The sequence below is a fragment of the Agromyces mariniharenae genome, from assembly GCF_008122505.1.
In the GTDB taxonomy this organism is placed as follows: domain Bacteria; phylum Actinomycetota; class Actinomycetes; order Actinomycetales; family Microbacteriaceae; genus Agromyces; species Agromyces mariniharenae.
The window spans coordinates 1268343-1283418 of record NZ_VSSB01000001.1 but is presented as its reverse complement, the minus strand read 5'-3'; the positions used below and the strand labels follow the sequence as shown (position 1 = coordinate 1283418).

Annotated in this window: 16 protein-coding genes; 11 read left to right on the top strand and 5 right to left on the bottom strand. The window is 72.7% G+C overall.

The window, feature by feature from the left end; all coding sequences use genetic code 11:
• The first annotated feature begins 21 nt into the window (after positions 1-21).
• The gene (locus FYC51_RS05850; protein ID WP_148732687.1) at positions 22-936 is read left to right on the top strand and encodes a YhjD/YihY/BrkB family envelope integrity protein; all 915 of its coding nucleotides are present in this window, start codon (positions 22-24) and stop codon (positions 934-936) included.
• Here FYC51_RS05850 and FYC51_RS05845 read toward each other — a convergent pair.
• Positions 920-1939, bottom strand: coding sequence for an o-succinylbenzoate synthase (locus FYC51_RS05845; RefSeq protein WP_148732686.1), 1020 nt, complete (start codon positions 1937-1939; stop codon positions 920-922). The genes FYC51_RS05850 and FYC51_RS05845 overlap by 17 nt on opposite strands.
• Positions 1940-2007: 68 nt before the next feature.
• Between FYC51_RS05845 and FYC51_RS05840 the strand changes: the two genes are divergently transcribed.
• From FYC51_RS05840 to FYC51_RS05830, 3 genes are read left to right on the top strand one after another with little or no spacing between them, the layout of a single operon-like run.
• Positions 2008-2229 carry a hypothetical protein gene (locus tag FYC51_RS05840; protein ID WP_148732685.1) on the top strand — a complete coding sequence of 74 codons (222 nt, stop codon included), beginning with the start codon at positions 2008-2010 and terminating at the stop codon, positions 2227-2229.
• Positions 2230-2288: 59 nt separating this feature from the next.
• Positions 2289-3284, top strand: a complete 996-nt coding sequence (locus tag FYC51_RS05835) for a 1,4-dihydroxy-2-naphthoyl-CoA synthase (RefSeq protein WP_148732684.1) — start codon at positions 2289-2291, stop codon at positions 3282-3284.
• Positions 3285-3291: 7 nt separating this feature from the next.
• Positions 3292-4461 carry an AMP-binding protein gene (locus tag FYC51_RS05830; protein WP_148732683.1) on the top strand — a complete coding sequence of 390 codons (1170 nt, stop codon included), beginning with the start codon at positions 3292-3294 and terminating at the stop codon, positions 4459-4461.
• Between the two features lies 1 nt (position 4462).
• On the opposite strand, the gene FYC51_RS05825 is transcribed toward FYC51_RS05830, so the two are convergent.
• A complete protein-coding gene (locus tag FYC51_RS05825; protein ID WP_222863206.1) occupies positions 4463-5944 on the bottom strand; it encodes an MFS transporter in 1482 nt (493 codons plus the stop codon).
• A gap of 97 nt (positions 5945-6041) precedes the next feature.
• Between FYC51_RS05825 and FYC51_RS05820 the strand changes: the two genes are divergently transcribed.
• The 4 genes from FYC51_RS05820 (at position 6042) to FYC51_RS05805 (ending at position 9733) form a co-directional block, all read left to right on the top strand.
• Positions 6042-6488 (top strand): MarR family winged helix-turn-helix transcriptional regulator, encoded by a 447-nt coding sequence (locus FYC51_RS05820; RefSeq protein WP_148732681.1) that lies wholly within the window; start codon positions 6042-6044, stop codon positions 6486-6488.
• A 95-nt stretch (positions 6489-6583) separates the two neighbouring features.
• Positions 6584-7288: a Crp/Fnr family transcriptional regulator gene (locus FYC51_RS05815; protein ID WP_148732680.1), complete on the top strand. Its 705-nt coding sequence runs from the start codon at positions 6584-6586 to the stop codon at positions 7286-7288.
• Between the two features lie 32 nt (positions 7289-7320).
• Positions 7321-8694, top strand: a complete 1374-nt coding sequence (locus FYC51_RS05810; RefSeq protein ID WP_148732679.1) for an FAD-binding oxidoreductase — start codon at positions 7321-7323, stop codon at positions 8692-8694.
• Between the two features lie 49 nt (positions 8695-8743).
• Positions 8744-9733, top strand: a complete 990-nt coding sequence (locus tag FYC51_RS05805; protein WP_420797214.1) for a 1,4-dihydroxy-2-naphthoate polyprenyltransferase — start codon at positions 8744-8746, stop codon at positions 9731-9733.
• Positions 9734-9740: 7 nt separating this feature from the next.
• On the opposite strand, the gene FYC51_RS05800 is transcribed toward FYC51_RS05805, so the two are convergent.
• Positions 9741-10049, bottom strand: coding sequence for a DUF4229 domain-containing protein (locus tag FYC51_RS05800; RefSeq protein ID WP_148732678.1), 309 nt, complete (start codon positions 10047-10049; stop codon positions 9741-9743).
• Between the two features lie 74 nt (positions 10050-10123).
• Here FYC51_RS05800 and FYC51_RS05795 point away from each other — a divergent pair, with 74 nt between their 5' ends.
• The 3 genes from FYC51_RS05795 to FYC51_RS05785 all read left to right on the top strand — a co-directional run bounded on the left by FYC51_RS05795 (position 10124) and on the right by FYC51_RS05785 (position 13357).
• Positions 10124-10618 (top strand): PLD nuclease N-terminal domain-containing protein, encoded by a 495-nt coding sequence (locus tag FYC51_RS05795; protein ID WP_148732677.1) that lies wholly within the window; start codon positions 10124-10126, stop codon positions 10616-10618.
• Positions 10611-12410: a 2-succinyl-5-enolpyruvyl-6-hydroxy-3-cyclohexene-1-carboxylic-acid synthase gene (gene menD, locus FYC51_RS05790; protein WP_148732676.1), complete on the top strand. Its 1800-nt coding sequence runs from the start codon at positions 10611-10613 to the stop codon at positions 12408-12410. The genes FYC51_RS05795 and menD overlap by 8 nt, the downstream gene beginning before the upstream one ends.
• Positions 12411-12496: 86 nt before the next feature.
• The gene (locus tag FYC51_RS05785) at positions 12497-13357 is read left to right on the top strand and encodes a polyphosphate kinase 2 family protein (RefSeq protein ID WP_148732675.1); all 861 of its coding nucleotides are present in this window, start codon (positions 12497-12499) and stop codon (positions 13355-13357) included.
• A gap of 22 nt (positions 13358-13379) precedes the next feature.
• Here FYC51_RS05785 and FYC51_RS05780 read toward each other — a convergent pair whose 3' ends face one another.
• Together FYC51_RS05780 and FYC51_RS05775 are read right to left on the bottom strand one after the other, a co-directional pair.
• Positions 13380-14672: an isochorismate synthase gene (locus FYC51_RS05780; RefSeq protein ID WP_238476230.1), complete on the bottom strand. Its 1293-nt coding sequence runs from the start codon at positions 14670-14672 to the stop codon at positions 13380-13382.
• A gap of 20 nt (positions 14673-14692) precedes the next feature.
• Positions 14693-14977: a DUF427 domain-containing protein gene (locus tag FYC51_RS05775; protein ID WP_148732674.1), complete on the bottom strand. Its 285-nt coding sequence runs from the start codon at positions 14975-14977 to the stop codon at positions 14693-14695.
• Between the last annotated feature and the right edge of the window lie 99 nt (positions 14978-15076).

The following is a 15076-nucleotide window of genomic DNA, read 5'->3' as shown; positions in this document are numbered from 1 at the left end:
CCACGCTTCGTGAGGTGCCGCATGGCTCAGTGGACCGTGAACCGCCTGGTGAGGATCGGCGCCGGCTCTGCGCCGGGGCGGTTCGCACTCCGCGTCGCCCGCGATCTCGGCGACCTCGAGCTCTTCGATCGCGGCATGACGCTCGCCGCGCACGCGTTCACGTCCGTCCTGCCGATCCTCATCGTCGCGGGTGCGCTGCGTGCCGAGCTCGCTCCCGTCGACGGCGCGATCCTCGCCGAGCACCTCGGCCTGAACCATGCGACGGCCGAGATCCTGGAGAGGTCCCTGCCCGGTGGGGCGCAGGAACTGGCGGCGACGGGCGTCGTCGGCATCCTGCTGCTGGTCATCGCGGCCACGTCGTTCGCGCGTGCGCTCGAACGCTGCTTCCGCCGGATCTGGCGCACTCCAAGGGTCGGCGTCAGGTTCGCGTGGCGGTGGCTCCTCGCGATCCTCGCGGTACTCATCGGCATCGCGCTGATCGTGATGACGCGCACGGTGCTGCGTGGCGGCGGTGCGATGCCCGTGGTCGAGTTCATCCTCGAGGCCGCCGTCTGGAGCGCGCTGTGGTGGTGGACCTCGTGGATCGTGATCAACCGGAGCGTCCGGCTGATCGAGCTCCTGCCCGGCTCCGTGCTCGCCGGAATCGGATTCGCGGCCGCCGGCGCGCTGGGCCGCGTCGTGCTCCCCGAGATCCTCGCGACGTCGGCGCAGCGGTTCGGCGTCCTCGGGATGGCGTTCAGCTACGTCGGCTGGCTGTTCTCCCTGATGTGCGTGCTCCTCATCGCTGCGACGGTCGGTCGCGTCGTCCGCCTCACGGTCAGCGGGCAGGCGTGGCGACGCTCCGTCGCGCTCCCTCGAGCCGAGGCGACGGTGCTCGGCGGGCGTTCGGCGCCGCTCGGCGGCGGTGAGGCGGGGAACGCTACGACGCGGACGTGAGCACCGCGTAGGCGCGGCCGAGGCGCTCCAGCCACCAGTCGGTGTGCGCCTCGTCGGCGGCGTAGCGATCGAGCAGCTCGGGGTCGGGCACGACCCGGCGCACCGCGATCGACCCGTCCTCGGGCAGCAGCGGCGCGCGCGTGACATCCGCCGCCAGCAGCGACGCCGTGCCGAGGCCGCAGTCGTAGTCGAGGCCGGGCACGGATGCCGCGAGGTGCGCGCCCATCGCCAGGCCGATGCTCGTGTCGAGGGCGCTCGAGACCACCACGGGGAGCCCGGCGCGCTCGATGATCCGCAGCGCACGGTGGATGCCGCCGAGCGGCTGCGCCTTGATGACGAGCAGGTCGGCCGCGCCCGCCTCGGCGACCGCGAGCGGGTCGGACACGCGCCGCACGCTCTCGTCGGCGGCGATCGGGATGCCCATGTACTTCGTGCGACGGCGGATCTCGGCGAGCTCGTCGATCGACGGGCACGGCTGCTCCACGTACTCGAGGTCGAACGGCGCGAGCGCGTGGATCGCGTGCTCGGCCTCGTCGACGTTCCAGCCGCCGTTGGCGTCGATGCGGATGCGACCCTCTGGGCCGAGGGCCTCGCGCACGGCGCGCACGCGCGCGACATCCGTCGACAGGGGCTCGTCGCCGCCCGCGACCTTGACCTTCGCGGTGCGGCACCCGGGGAAGCGTTCGAGCACGGTGCGCACGCTGTCGGGGTCGACGGCGGGCACGGTCGCGTTGACCGGGATGCGGTCGCGCAGCGCCGGCGGCGGGGCGCTCCAGCCGAAGTCGATCGCCGCGGCGAGCCAGGCGGATGCCTCCTCGTCGTCGTACTCGGCGAACGGCGAGAACTCCGTCCAGCCTTCGGGGCCCTCGAGCAGCATCGCGTCGCGCACCTCGACGCCGCGGAACCGCGTCACCATCGGGAGGGCCACGACCCGCGCCGTGGCGAGCAGCTCGTCGAGGGACGGGAGGGCGCCGGAGGCGGGCGGTGCGGCGTCGTCGGTCACCCTCCCATCGTGGCACCTGTGAACCGGAGAACGCTCGTCTGTTAGCGTGAGGTTCCTTGGGGGTGCCTATGTCCGACGATCTCGACCAGCTCGGCGTCGAGGAGACCGAGGTGCGCCGCGACTCCGCTGGCCGCAACGTGGTGATCGCCGTCATCGGGCTCGTGCTGCTCATCGCGGCCCTCATCCCGCTCACCTACGGCGCGATCTGGGTCGGCTCGGTGGTCTACGCCGGCGTCGTCGCGTTCTTCACGGGCGGGCCGCCGCCCGAGTCGCCGCTTCCGGTCACCTGATCCGGAGCGGCGCCCCGGCCCCGCCGCTCCTGCGGGAACGGCGGGAATAGGCTGGACGCATGGCGCGCGAGGTCTCCGAACTGTTCGATGCGAGCGAGTGGGCGGATGCCGCACCCGGCGTCCCGGGCGGACGACCCGAGGGCTTCACCGACATCACGTACCACCACTCGAACGACGGGCGGATCGCCCGGGTCGCGTTCGACCGGCCCGAGGTGCGCAACGCGTTCCGCCCGCACACCGTCGACGAACTGTTCCGCGCGCTCGAGGACGCCCGCACGAACCCGCGCATCGGCGTGGTGCTGCTCACCGGCAACGGCCCGAGCCCGAAGGACGGCGGCTGGGCGTTCTGCTCGGGCGGCGACCAGCGCATCCGCGGCCGCGACGGCTACAAGTACGAAGAGGATCCCGGTGGTCGAGTAGCGCCGCCGGAGGCGACGCGTATCGAGACCCATGATGAGGCCGCAAACACGCACACTTCCCGCGACCCTTCGCTCTCCGCCCTCGGCCGCCTGCACATCCTCGAGGTGCAGCGCCTCATCCGCTTCATGCCGAAGGTCGTCATCGCGGTCGTGCCCGGCTGGGCGGCCGGCGGCGGTCACTCGCTGCACGTCGTGTGCGACCTCACGATCGCGAGCCGCGAGCACGGCCGGTTCAAGCAGACGGATGCCGACGTCGGCTCGTTCGACGCCGGCTACGGCTCGGCGTACTTCGCCCGCCAGATCGGCCAGAAGTTCGCCCGCGAGGTGTTCTTCCTCGCCGAGGAGTACTCGGCGCAGCGCGCCTGGGAGATGGGCGCCGTGAACCGGGTCGTGCCGCACGCCGACCTCGAGCGCGAGGCGCTGGCGATGGCGCGCACGATCCTCACGAAGTCGCCGACGGCGATCCGCATGCTGAAGTACGCGTTCAACGCGGTCGACGACGGCATGGTGGGGCAGCAGGTGTTCGCGGGCGAGGCGACGCGCCTCGCCTACGGCACCGACGAGGCGGTCGAGGGCCGCGACGCGTTCCTGCAGAAGCGGGACCCCGACTGGGGTCCCTACCCCTGGCATTACTGAGGCCTCGATGAAGCCGCTGATCCGCGTTCCGGCGTCCGATGTGGGCGCGGTCGCCGACGCGCTCCGCGCCGCGCTCGCCGGCGGGCCGGGGGTGTGGCCGGCCGCTTCCCCTCGACCACCGAGCCCTGACGAACCCGCCTGGCTCGTCGACGACGGCATCGCGCTCGTGGTCGAGACGAGCGGGTCGACGGATGCCCCGAAGCGCGTGCTCCTGTCGGCCGACGCCCTGCGCGCGAGCGCCGCAGCGACGGAGGCCGCGCTGCACGGTCCCGGCCAGTGGCTGCTCGCGCTGCCGACGCACTACATCGCGGGTGCGCAGGTGCTCGTCCGATCGATCGTGGCGGGCACCGAGCCGGTGCTGCTCGACGGCGAGCACTTCGACCCGGCCGAGTTCGCCGCGGCATCCGCTCGGCTCGACAGGCGGTACCCGCGCTACACGTCGCTCGTGCCGGTGCAGCTGCAGCGGCTCGTCGACGCCGCGCGCACCGACCCGACGGTCGCCGATGCGCTGCACGTGTTCGACCGCATCCTCCTCGGGGGACAGGCCGCGTCGCCCGCCCTCACCCTCGCCGCCGACACGCTCGGCGTGCGCATCACGCGCACGTACGGCTCGAGCGAGACGGCGGGCGGATGCGTCTACGACGGCCGCGCGCTCGATGACGTCGCGGTGCGCATCACCGAGGGCGCCGTGGAGCTGTCGGGCCCGATGCTCGCCGACGGCTACCTCGGCGACCCTGAGCGCACCGCGGCCGCCTTCACGACCGACGCCGGCGGCGTCCGGTGGTACCGCACGGGCGACCTGGGTGAGCTCACGCACGACGGCACCCTCCGCATCCGCGGACGGGCCGACGACGTGCTCATCTCGGGCGGCGTCAAGGTCTCGCTCGGCGAGGTCGAGCGCGCGGTGCGCACGGTCCCGGGGTTCGCCGACGCCGTCGCGCTGCGCGTGCCCGATCGCGAGTGGGGCGAGCGTGCGGCGGTGGTGGCGACGGGCACGGATGCCGCCGCGGCATCCGGTGCCCGCGAGGCCCTGGCCGCGGCGACCGACGCCGCCGGCCTCCCGCCGGCCGCCCGGCCCGTGCGCGTCGAACTCGTGGACGCCCTGCCGCTGCTCGCGTCGGGCAAGCCCGACCGCCGCGCCCTCGAGGCGAGGATGCGCGGCGGCCGGGGCGAGTAGGTCACGCGACGGGCGTCGGCTCCACGGCCTCGGCGTCGACGTCGGCCTCCGCGAGGCGGCGGGCCTCCTCGAGGTGCGCCCGCACCCGACGGCGGCTCGGCAGCAGCAGGCTGGCGAGGGCCGCGATCGCGAAGCCGGCGACCGACACCCAGACCGAGGCCTGCAGCGCGGTGAGCACGTGCTCGCGGCTCCAGTCGTCGCCGACCACGGAGAAGAACACGGTGGTCGACACCGCGACGCCCGCGGCCGCCCCCAGCTGCTGGAAGGTGCTGTAGGCACCGGATGCCGCGCCGGCATCGGCGACCGGCACCGTCGCGAGCGCGACGTCGACGAGCGGGATGATGAGCAGCGCGAGTCCGAGGCCCGACAGGAGCATCGGCCAGACCGCGGCCCAGCCGGTGAAGTCGGCCCCGGTCTCGGCGACCACCGCGAAGACCCAGAGCACGCCGGCGGCGAGGATCACGGCGCCCGCGGTCACCAGGTACTTGCCCACGCGCCCGACGAGGGGGATCACGACGCCGGTGCCGACGAGCGCGCCGAGGCTGAACGCCAGCAGGTTGAGGCCCGCAGTGAGGGCGTCGAAGCCGAGCCCGACCTGCAGGTAGATGATGAACGGCAGCGTGAAGGCGTTGAGCGAGCCCTGGAACGCGGCCTGCGTCACGATGCCCGCCGAGAAGCCGCGGTCGCCGAACAACGGCATCGGAAGCAGCGCGGAGCCGTCGCGGTGCATGCGCCGGCGCTCGTATCCGACGAACACGGCGAGCAGCACGGCTCCCACGGCGACCGGCAGCCAGAGCCATGCCGGCCAGCCGAGCGACTGCCCCTCGACGAGCGGCACCATGAACGCGAGCACGACGGCGCTCAGCAGCGCGACGCCCACGAGGTCGAGGCGCATCGGGCGGGGGGAGCGCGTCTCGGGCACGAACCGGGCGGCGAGCACGAAGATCGCGATGCCCACCGGGATGTTGATGAGGAACACCGTGCGCCAGCCGAGGCCCCACAGGTCGGCGTCGACGAGCCATCCGCCGAGCACCGGGCCGAGCACGGCGGCGAGGCCGCTGACGCCGCCGATGAGGCCGTACATGGGCGCACGCTCCTTCGGCGAGAACAGCGCCTGCACGGACGCCAGCAGCTGCGGCACCATGAGCGCGGCGAAGAGGCCCTGCGCGATGCGGGTGACGACGAGGGCGTCGCCCGACCAGGCGAACGCGGCGGCCGCCGAGGCGATCGTGAACCCGGCGACGCCGACGAGGAAGATGCGGCGACGGCCGAACAGGTCGCCCAGGCGGCCGCCCGTGATGAGCGCGACGGCGAACGCGAGCATGTAGCCGCTCACGATCCATTCGAGCTGTGCTTCGGATGCCCCGAGGTCGGCGCCGATCGACGGCAGCGCCACCTGCACGATCGTGACGTCGAGGAGGTCCATGAACGAGGCGAAGAGGAGGATGCCGATGGCGAGCCCTCGGCGCGGGGTGGTGGCCATGCTCGTCGTCCTTTCGTATGCTGAAGTTGCTTCCATTACGGGATAGTCCCGATATGGGATAATCCCATAACGGGAACGATAAGGAGTCGGAGCGCAGATGTCAAGCAAGGCCGAGGTCACCGGGCGCATCGCGGGACTCATGCAGCTCGTCATCGCCTCGTCGGTGATGACGAACGAGCGCATCGCGCGCTCGCTGGGGCTCAACGTGGTCGACTTCCAGGCGTTCGGCTACATCGCCCGCAACGGCGCGCCGATGACGGCCGGCGAGGTCAGCCAGCAGACCGAGCTGCCGACGAGCACGACGACCCGCGTGCTCGACCGCCTCGAGCAGCGGGGGTTCATCGAGCGCACGACCGACCCGAACGATCGACGTCGTGTCGTCGTGCGCGCCCGGCCCGACGTGATGGCGGGCGCCGGCGGGGGCGGCGAAGACGACCCGTACCGCGGCATCCTCGACGGGATGAACCGGGTGCACGAGCAGTTCACGGTCGCCGAGCTCGAGGTGGTGGCGCGGTACCTCGAGGCCGTGAAGGACGTGCGCTGAGCGAGAGCCCATCATCGGCCACCTCGTCGCGACGATCGGGTCGGCCGAGGTCCAAGGCGCCCCCCGTGCGAACGGTGCCGGGCTACGATGCACGCATGACGGTGCAGACGGCCGACGTCCGCGCGGCGATCGCCCGTTCCTCGCTGGCCGGCCTTCCCGTGTCGACGGTCGACCGGCTGCTCGGATCGGCGGTGCGGGTCCTGATCCCGGCCCGGGCCACCATCCTCTCCGAGGGCGGCTCCACCCCGCATTTCGATCTCGTCCTGCGAGGTCTCGTGCGTGTCCAGGTGTCCGCGCGTGACGGGCGGATGTGGACGGTGAGGTATGGTCGGCCGGGGGACGTCCTCGGCGCCGCAACGCTCTACTCGCCCGTCGTTCGCCCGTTCTTCAGCGTGCAGGCGATATCGGACGCCGAACTACTGCGGTTCCGACCCGAGGTGGTCCGGCATGAGGCGGATCGCGACCTGCCGGTGGCGCTCGCGCTGCTGACCGAGACCAGCGAGCGGGTGATGGGCTTCGTCGGCGAGTTCTCCAGCCAGGCGTTCGCGTCCGTGCGCGAGCGGGTCGCGCACCACCTCCTCGACCTCGCACTCGAGGACACGGGCACCGGAGACCTCGTCGCACCGATCAGCCAGCAGGCGCTCGCGGAGGCCGTGGGCTCGGTCCGCGAAGTGGTCGTACGTGCGCTTCGGGAGCTGCGCGATGCGGGCGCGATCGCGACGGGTCGCGGCGGCATCCTGATCACCGACCCCGGCCGTCTCGTGTCGTTCAGCGGCCTGGGGTGGAACAGAGGTTCCTGACATCCCGTTGCGGTCACTTCATGCTCGGGACCATGGACGACGTGATGGCAGCGAGCCTGGAGCACCCCCGCGCCGGACGAGTGGTCGCGCCCAGCGACCCCGACTACGACGAGCTGCGACGCGTCTGGAACGGCTCGATCGACCGGCATCCTGCGCGCATCGTGCAGTGCGCCACGGCGTCGGATGTCGCGTCTGCGCTGCAGTCCGGGCGCGACGCCGGGTGGCCGATCGCCGTCCGCTCGGGTGGGCACAGCTTCCCCGGTCACTCCGTCTGCGACCACGGCATCGTCATCGACCTCCGTCCGATGAAGTCGATCGAGGTGGACCCCGTGGCGCGGATCGCCCGGGTGGGCGGCGGGGTGCTGCTGGGCGAGCTCGACGCGGCCACGCAGCGTCACGGTCTCGCGGTGCCCCTGGGGTCCGTATCGCACACCGGGGTGGCGGGTCTCACGCTCGGCGGCGGATTCGGCTGGCTGATGCGCCGACTCGGCCTGGCGATCGACCAGCTCGTCGCCGTGGAACTGGTCACCGCCGGCGGAGCGGTGCTCCGAGCCTCGGCCGAGGAGAACGCCGACCTCTTCTGGGCGGTGCGCGGCGGCGGCGGCAACTTCGGCGTCGTCACGCGCTTCGAGTTCCGCCTGCACGAGGTGGGACCGTACGTGCTCTCCGGCATGCTGCTCTGGCCGATCGAAACGGCCGAGGACGTCGCCGCGTTCTACCGCGAGTGGTCGGCGACGGCGCCCGACGAGCTCACGACCGCGCTCCTCTTCCGCCGCGCGCCCGCGCTCGACATCGTCCCCCGTGAGCTCCACGGCCGTCACGTCGTCGGCGTCCTCTTCTGCTGGTCGGGGGAGCTCGGCGAGGGCGAGCGGGTGGCGGACCCGATCCGGCGGTTCGGCGGCGCGGTCGACCTGACTGCCCGGCGACGGTACGTCGACCACCAGTCGATCCTCGACCCGAGTTTCCCGAAGGGGATCTGGATCCACTCGAAGGCGGCCAACGTCCAGTCGCTCGACGGCTCAGTGGGTGACGCACTGATCGCGTCGGCTCACGACATCACGTCCCCCCGGACCTGCATCGTGGCGTGGCAACTCGGTGGCGCGGTCGCCCGGGTCGGGCGGTCCGAGACGCCGTTCGCCGGTCGCGCGGCCGGGCACCTCGTCGACCTGCTCGGGGCGACGGACGGCCCCGACGGATTCGAGCGCGAGCGCGATTGGGCACGCCGAGCATGGGAGATGCTCCAGCCGCACCGTTCCGGTGCCTACGTGAACTGGCTCATGGACGACGGTCGCGACCAGGTGGAGCAGGCGTACGGCCGAGAACACTACGAGCGCCTACGGCAGGTGAAGCGGCGGTATGACCCCGACAACGTGCTCCGGCTGAACCAGAACATCCCACCAGCCTGATGGCGACACGTTCGAGATCTGTCATAGGGTCGCGAACTAGCATGGCCGTGTGGCACGCCCGAAACCCCAGCGAGTGAACCCCGACGACGTCCGCGCCCGCAGCTACGGGAAGTCGGGCAATCCGGCGCGGGCAGCCTCCGGCCCGCGCGCCGTGCGCGGCCCGGCGACCGCCGCCGACTGGGTGGCGGGAGCGCGCCTGCGCACCCTGCCGCTCGCGATCGCGCCGGTCGCGCTCGGCACGGGAGCGGGCGTCGTGGCCATCGCCGACGGCCCGTGGCATCCGGCCCGTGCACTGCTCGCGCTCGTGGTCGCGCTGGCACTCCAGATCGCCGTGAACTTCGCGAACGACTACTCCGACGGCATCCGGGGCACCGACGACCATCGCGTGGGGCCCGCTCGCCTCACCGGTTCGGGGGCGGCGAAGCCGAGGCAGGTGCTCGCGGTGTCGCTGAGCTTCTTCGCGCTCGCAGCGCTCGCCGGCCTCGCGCTCGTCATCGTGACGCAGCAGTGGTGGCTGCTCGCGGTGGGCGCCGTCGCGATCGTCGCGGCGTGGTTCTACACGGGCGGGAAGCACCCCTACGGCTACTACGGCCTCGGCGAGCTGTTCGTGTTCGTGTTCTTCGGCCTCGTCGCCACCGCCGGATCGGCCTACGTGCAGGCGCTCACCGTGAACCTCGAGGCGTGGCTCGGCGGCGTCGGCGCAGGCCTGCTCGCCTGCGCCGTGCTCATGGCGAACAACCTCCGCGACGTCGCGCAGGACAAGGCCGCCCGCAAGCGCACCCTCGCGGTGCTGGTCGGGCCCCTCGCCGGCCGGATCCTGTTCGCCGTGTTCATGCTCGTGCCGTTCGCGTTCGTGGTGTTCTTCGCGCTGCTGTACCCGACGGCGTGGCTGGTGATGTTCGCGCTGCTGCTCGCGATCCCGGCGAGCATCATCGTGCTCTGGGCGAAGACGACCCGGGAGCTGCTGCTCGCGCTGCAGCTCGCGAGCTTCACCGCGCTGGCGTACGGCGTGGGGCTGGGGCTGGCGTTCGCGCTCTGAGCGCGCCTCAACCGGCGGAGGGCGCCTGGCGCTCCTCATCGCGGGGGGTCGACTCGGTGGCGTCGACCGCGGCGTCCTCCTCCTCGTCGTCCTCCCGCACCGCGGGCTTCTCGCGGTGGCGGGCGGCGTAGAGGTCGCCCGCTATCTCCTCGCGCTGCCGGCGCAGGAAGATGAGCGACGCGCTGAGCCCGAACAGGGCGGCGACGGCCGCCGACACCCACGGATTCACGCCCGCGATGAGCAGCACGGCGAGCGGGACCGCGAAGAGCAGGACGCGCAGCGCGGTGTACCAGATCCAGGTGGGCACGGATTTCACCATGACAGTGTAGGTCGACGCTCCCTGAGCGCTCTCACAGCCCGAGGGGGCGCCGACGCGCCTAGACTGTGAGAATGGCCCGGCTGCTCTTCGGACTCGGCGTCGCTGCCGTGATCTTCACGATCTACGCCGTCGCCGACTGCGCGTTCTTCGACCGGACGCGCATCCGGGGTCTGCGCCGCGGCTGGTGGATCGTCGTGATCCTCTTCGTGCCGATCATCGGCGCCCTGCTCTGGTTCATCATCGGCCGCGGGCGGGCCAATCGCGTGGGCTCCGGCCGGGGTCGCACGATGGCTCCCGACGACGACGCGGAGTTCCTCCGGCAGCTCCGCGACGATGCAGCGCAAGACGAGCGCATCCGCCGCCTCGAGCAGGAGCTCGCCGACCTCGACGCCGACGATCCGGCGAACCCGCCGAAGCCCGGCCGCACGCAGGGCCGCGCCGCGGGCGAGGGCTCGACCGACGGATTCGAGTCGGGCGGCGGCGACACGCTCGGCACCGAGCGCAAGCGCCCCGACGCCCCCGACGCCCCCGGCGAGGCGGGTCCCTCCGGGCGCCCGAATGGGTGATGCGGAGCCCCGACGGGTCGTGACCCGGCGGAGTCCCGCGAGCGATGCCGCGACGGCGCTCCTTGGCGCGCTCGTGCGCGAGGGCGTCCGCGACGTGGTCGTCGCACCCGGCTCCCGGTCGCAGGCGCTCGCGCTCGCCGCGGCGGAACTGGAGCGCGTCGGCGCCATCCGCCTGCACGTCCGCATCGACGAGCGCGGCGCTGGGTTCCTGGCGCTCGGCACGGCCGTCGAGTCGGGCCGTCCGGCGGTGGTCGTGACTACTTCGGGCACCGCGGTCGCGAACCTGCATCCCGCGGTGCTCGAGGCGCACCACGCCGGCGTGCCGCTCATCGTGTGCTCGGCCGACCGCCCGGTGGAGCTCCGCGGCATCCGCTCGAACCAGACCACCGTGCAGCCGGGCATCTTCGCCGGGGCCATGCGGCTCGAGCGCGACGTCGCCGCACCCGACGGCAGCGCGGGCGAATCGGATGCCGCGACGCGCCTCGCCCGCGAGGCCGTCGACGCGGCGCTCGGACGTGACGCATCGGGGGATCCCGTGCCGCACCCCGGCCCGGGTCCGGTGCACCTGAACCTCCAGTACCGCGAACCGCTGTCGGCGGTGGTCGCCCTCGACGAGCCGCTCCGGCCGAGCCTGCGGGGCGAGCAGGCGGTGCTCGATGCCGACGGTGCGGGTGCGGCGGCATCCGTCGACGCGGCGGTCATCGAAGCAGGGCCGCGCACGGTGGTCGTCGCCGGCGCGGGCGCCGGACCGTACGCCGAAGAGTTCGCGCGCGCGGGCGGCTGGCCGCTCATCGCCGAGGTCACGAGCCGCGCGCACTTCGGTCCCAATCTCGTGGTCGCCTACCGCGAGCTGCTGCGCGAGCCGGGGTTCGGCGACGACGTCGAGCGCGTGATCGTGTTCGGGCATCCGACGCTCTCGCGCGAGGTGCCCGCACTCGTGCAGCGCGACGGCGTCGAGGCGATCGTCGTCGCGCCGTGGGGGAGCGAGTGGTACAACCCCGGACGCACGGTGCGCCGGTTCGAGCGCGCGGTGCGCGCCGCCGACCACGCGCCGACGCCCGAGGAACGCGGGTGGACCGGCCGGTGGGTGCGGGCGAGCCGCATGCTCGTCGACGAGGGGCTCCCGCCCGTGGCATCCGTGCGCGACGGCATCGACGAGACCGGGCACGTGTCGGACTTCGCGGCGCAGCGGGAGTACATGCGCGCGCAGCTCGCGGTGGTGCGCGCGCCCGTCACGCGGCGGATGCTCGTCGACGCGCTGTGGGCCGCGACCTGGCCGCACGACCGGCTCGTGTTCGGCGCGTCCCGGCTGATCCGCGACGCCGATCGTGCCGTGCCCGGGCGGCGCATCACGGTGCACGCGAATCGCGGACTCGCGGGCATCGACGGGACGGTCGCGACGGCGCTCGGCATCGCGATCGCGAGCCAATCGCCCGCTCCGGGCACCTCGGCCGGCGGAAGCGGCGTCACGCGCGCGCTCATCGGCGACCTCACGCTGCTGCACGACGTCGGCTCGCTGCTGCTGGGGCAGGGCGAGTCGCGCCCCCGCATCCAGGTCATCGTGGGCAACGACGGCGGCGGCACGATCTTCGACGCACTCGAGGTCGCCGGCTCGGCGCCGCCCGAGGCGTTCGACCGGGTGCAGTTCACGCCGCAGCAGGTCGACCTCGCGGCGCTCGCCGCGGCGTACGGCTGGGGCTACGTCCGCGTGACGACGCGCGGCGAGCTCGACGAGGCGCTCACGGGCCGCATCGATGGGCCGCAACTCGTCGAGGTGCCGCTCGAGCGGTGACGCAGTGCGCCACCCCTTGCCGCGGCATCCGCCCGCTCGACAGGATGGAACCTGCGCGTCGCCGCGTCGCGCGAGGGGAGCGTGACATGAGCCGCGAGTCGTTCTGGACCGAGGACCCGAAGCTGCTCCTCCGCGTCGAGCCGGGGTTCCAGCTGATCACCTCGCCGACGGACACGCATCCGGGGTTCGAGGGCAACAAGGCCGGCGGCGTCGCGGCCCTCGCCGAGGGTGCGCTCGTGCTCGCCGACCTGCAGGAGCGCCTCTACGCGAACCACCAGGCCGGCGACGACGGGCGCCGGGTACTGCTCGTGCTGCAGGCCATGGACACCGCCGGCAAGGGCGGGATCATCAAGCACGTCATGGGATCGGTCGACCCGCAGGGCGTGCAGCTCGCGGCGTTCAAGAAGCCGACCGAGGAGGAGCTCGCGCACGACTTCCTCTGGCGCATCCGCAAGGAGGCGCCCCAGGCGGGCAAGATCGGCGTCTTCGACCGCTCGCACTACGAGGACGTGCTCATCGGCCGGGTGCGCGAGCTCGCGCCGCCCGAGGAGATCGAGCGCCGCTACGGGGCGATCAACGAGTTCGAGGCCGAGCTCGTCGACGAGGGCACGACGATCGTCAAGGTCATGCTGCACATCTCGGCCGCGGAGCAGAAGGTGCGCCTGCTCGATCGGCTCGACCGCCCCGAGAAGCAGTGGAAGTTCAACCCGGGCGACATCGAGGAGCGCATGCTCTGGCCGAAGTACCAGGACGCCTACCAGGTGCTGTTCGACCGCACGTCGACGCCGATCGCGCCGTGGTACGTCGTGCCGGCCGACCGCAAGTGGTACGCGCGCCTCGCCGTGCAGCACCTGCTCATCGACGCGCTCGAGGCCATGGACCTGCAGTGGCCGGCCGTCGAGTACGACGTCGAGGCGGAGAAGGCGCGGCTGCTCGCGGCGACGTGACTTCCGGTGGTGGTCGCGGCGGTCAGCCGCCGAAGGCCTCCACGATCGGGCGGAACTTCATGACGGTCTCGGCGAGCTCGTCGGCCGGCACGGAGTCGTGCACGATGCCGCAGCCGGCGTAGGCGGCCACGGTGCCGTCGGGCGCGACCTGCGCGCAGCGCAGCGCGATCGCCCACTCGCCGTCGCCGTCGCCGTCGATCCAGCCGACGGGTCCGGCGTAGCGGCCGCGGTCGAACCCCTCGAGCTCGGCGAGCACCTTCAGCGCCACGCGTCGCGGTGTACCGGCGACCGCGGCGGTCGGATGCACCGCCTGCACGAGGTCGAGCGAGCTCGATCCGTCGCCCAGCGTACCCTTGAGGTCGGTCGCGAGGTGCCAGAGGTTCGGCAGCTGCAGCGTGAACGGCTCGGGACTCGCGTCGAGGCGGGCGGTGTGCGGCTCGAGCCGCTTCACCGCGCTCGCGACGGCGAGGGCGTGCTCGGCCAGGTCCTTCGCCGACGCGGCGAGGGCCGCCGCACGCTCGCGATCGGATGCCTCGCCCGCACCGCGTGCGGTCGTTCCGGCCAGCACGCGCGCCGAGACGGTGCCGTGGTCGACCCGCACGAGCGTCTCGGGACTCGCGCCGATGAGGCCGTCGACCGCGTACACCCACGTGTCGGGGTAGTCCTCGGCGAGGCGGTTGATGGTCGCGCGCAGGCCGTCCTCCTCCTGCAGCTCGCCGAGGAGCTGCCGGGCGAGCACGACCTTCTCGAGGTCGCCCGCGTCGATGCGGCGCACGGCATCGGCCACGGCGGCCTGGTACTGCTCGGGCGGCACGGCGCCGGGGGAGAACGTCACCCGGGGCACGCGACGCCTCGGCGCCGGCTCGGGGATCTCGAGCTCCTCGGATGCCGCGGCATCCGCTGCCTCGTCGTCGCCCGTCGCGAGCGCGATGCGGGTGACCCAGGCGCGACCCTCGCGGATGCCGAGCACGAGCTCGGGCACGACGAGCACGCTCGTCGACTCGGACTGGTCGGCGAACGCGAATGCGCCGAACGCGACGAGTCCCGTGCCGGGCAGCCCGACGCGGTCGTCGATGTCGGCCTCGGCGGCGAGCGACGTCCATGCGGCGGCGGCGTCGACCACCCGGTCGTGGCCGCTCGTCTCGATGCGCAGCGTCTCACCCAGGCCGACGATGCCCTCGCCGCGTCGCATCCAGAGCAGCGGATGCCGCGGGTCGGCGCGTTGGATCAGTGGGGCGAGCTCGTCGACGGGCTCGGTCCGCACGACGAGCCGTGGCCGTGCGGCGTGCGACGCCGAGGCATCCGGGTGAATCACCGCACCAGCCTACGTCCGTGCTATGCGGCGACGACCTCCACGCCGTGCCAGAAGGCGACGTGTCCGGCGATCTCGGAAGCGGCGTCGGAGGGCGTCGGGTAGAACCAGGCCGCGTTCGGGTTGCGCTGGCCGTCGACCTCGACGTGGTAGTAGCTGGCGGTGCCCTTCCAGTGGCAGACGCTCCGGTTGCCGCTCGACGAGAAGTGCTGGTCGACGAGCGACTCGCGCGGGAAGTAGTGGTTGCCCTCGACCACGATCGTGTCGTCGGACTCCGCGATCACCGCGCCGTTCCAGATGGCCTTCATGGATTCCTCCCCGCGGGCGTGCCGCCCGCATTCGCTTCCGGGTGATGGAACGCGGCGGCATCCGAGTGCATTCCGATGCATGGAGCGCACTCAGGACCT

What these genes read in the sequence shown, in the direction of transcription:
- FYC51_RS05840 (WP_148732685.1), top strand. Translation starts at nt 2,008, where the DNA reads ATGTCCGACGATCTCGACCAGCTCGGCGTCGAGGAGACCGAGGTGCGC.
- FYC51_RS05820 (WP_148732681.1), top strand. Translation starts at nt 6,042, where the DNA reads ATGTCAAGCAAGGCCGAGGTCACCGGGCGCATCGCGGGACTCATGCAG.
- FYC51_RS05835 (WP_148732684.1), top strand. Translation starts at nt 2,289, where the DNA reads ATGGCGCGCGAGGTCTCCGAACTGTTCGATGCGAGCGAGTGGGCGGAT.
- menD (WP_148732676.1), top strand. Translation starts at nt 10,611, where the DNA reads ATGGGTGATGCGGAGCCCCGACGGGTCGTGACCCGGCGGAGTCCCGCG.
- FYC51_RS05815 (WP_148732680.1), top strand. Translation starts at nt 6,584, where the DNA reads ATGACGGTGCAGACGGCCGACGTCCGCGCGGCGATCGCCCGTTCCTCG.
- FYC51_RS05775 (WP_148732674.1), bottom strand. Translation starts at nt 14,977, where the DNA reads ATGAAGGCCATCTGGAACGGCGCGGTGATCGCGGAGTCCGACGACACG.
- FYC51_RS05785 (WP_148732675.1), top strand. Translation starts at nt 12,497, where the DNA reads ATGAGCCGCGAGTCGTTCTGGACCGAGGACCCGAAGCTGCTCCTCCGC.
- FYC51_RS05830 (WP_148732683.1), top strand. Translation starts at nt 3,292, where the DNA reads ATGAAGCCGCTGATCCGCGTTCCGGCGTCCGATGTGGGCGCGGTCGCC.
- FYC51_RS05795 (WP_148732677.1), top strand. Translation starts at nt 10,124, where the DNA reads ATGGCCCGGCTGCTCTTCGGACTCGGCGTCGCTGCCGTGATCTTCACG.
- FYC51_RS05810 (WP_148732679.1), top strand. Translation starts at nt 7,321, where the DNA reads ATGGACGACGTGATGGCAGCGAGCCTGGAGCACCCCCGCGCCGGACGA.
- FYC51_RS05825 (WP_222863206.1), bottom strand. Translation starts at nt 5,944, where the DNA reads ATGGCCACCACCCCGCGCCGAGGGCTCGCCATCGGCATCCTCCTCTTC.
- FYC51_RS05850 (WP_148732687.1), top strand. Translation starts at nt 22, where the DNA reads ATGGCTCAGTGGACCGTGAACCGCCTGGTGAGGATCGGCGCCGGCTCT.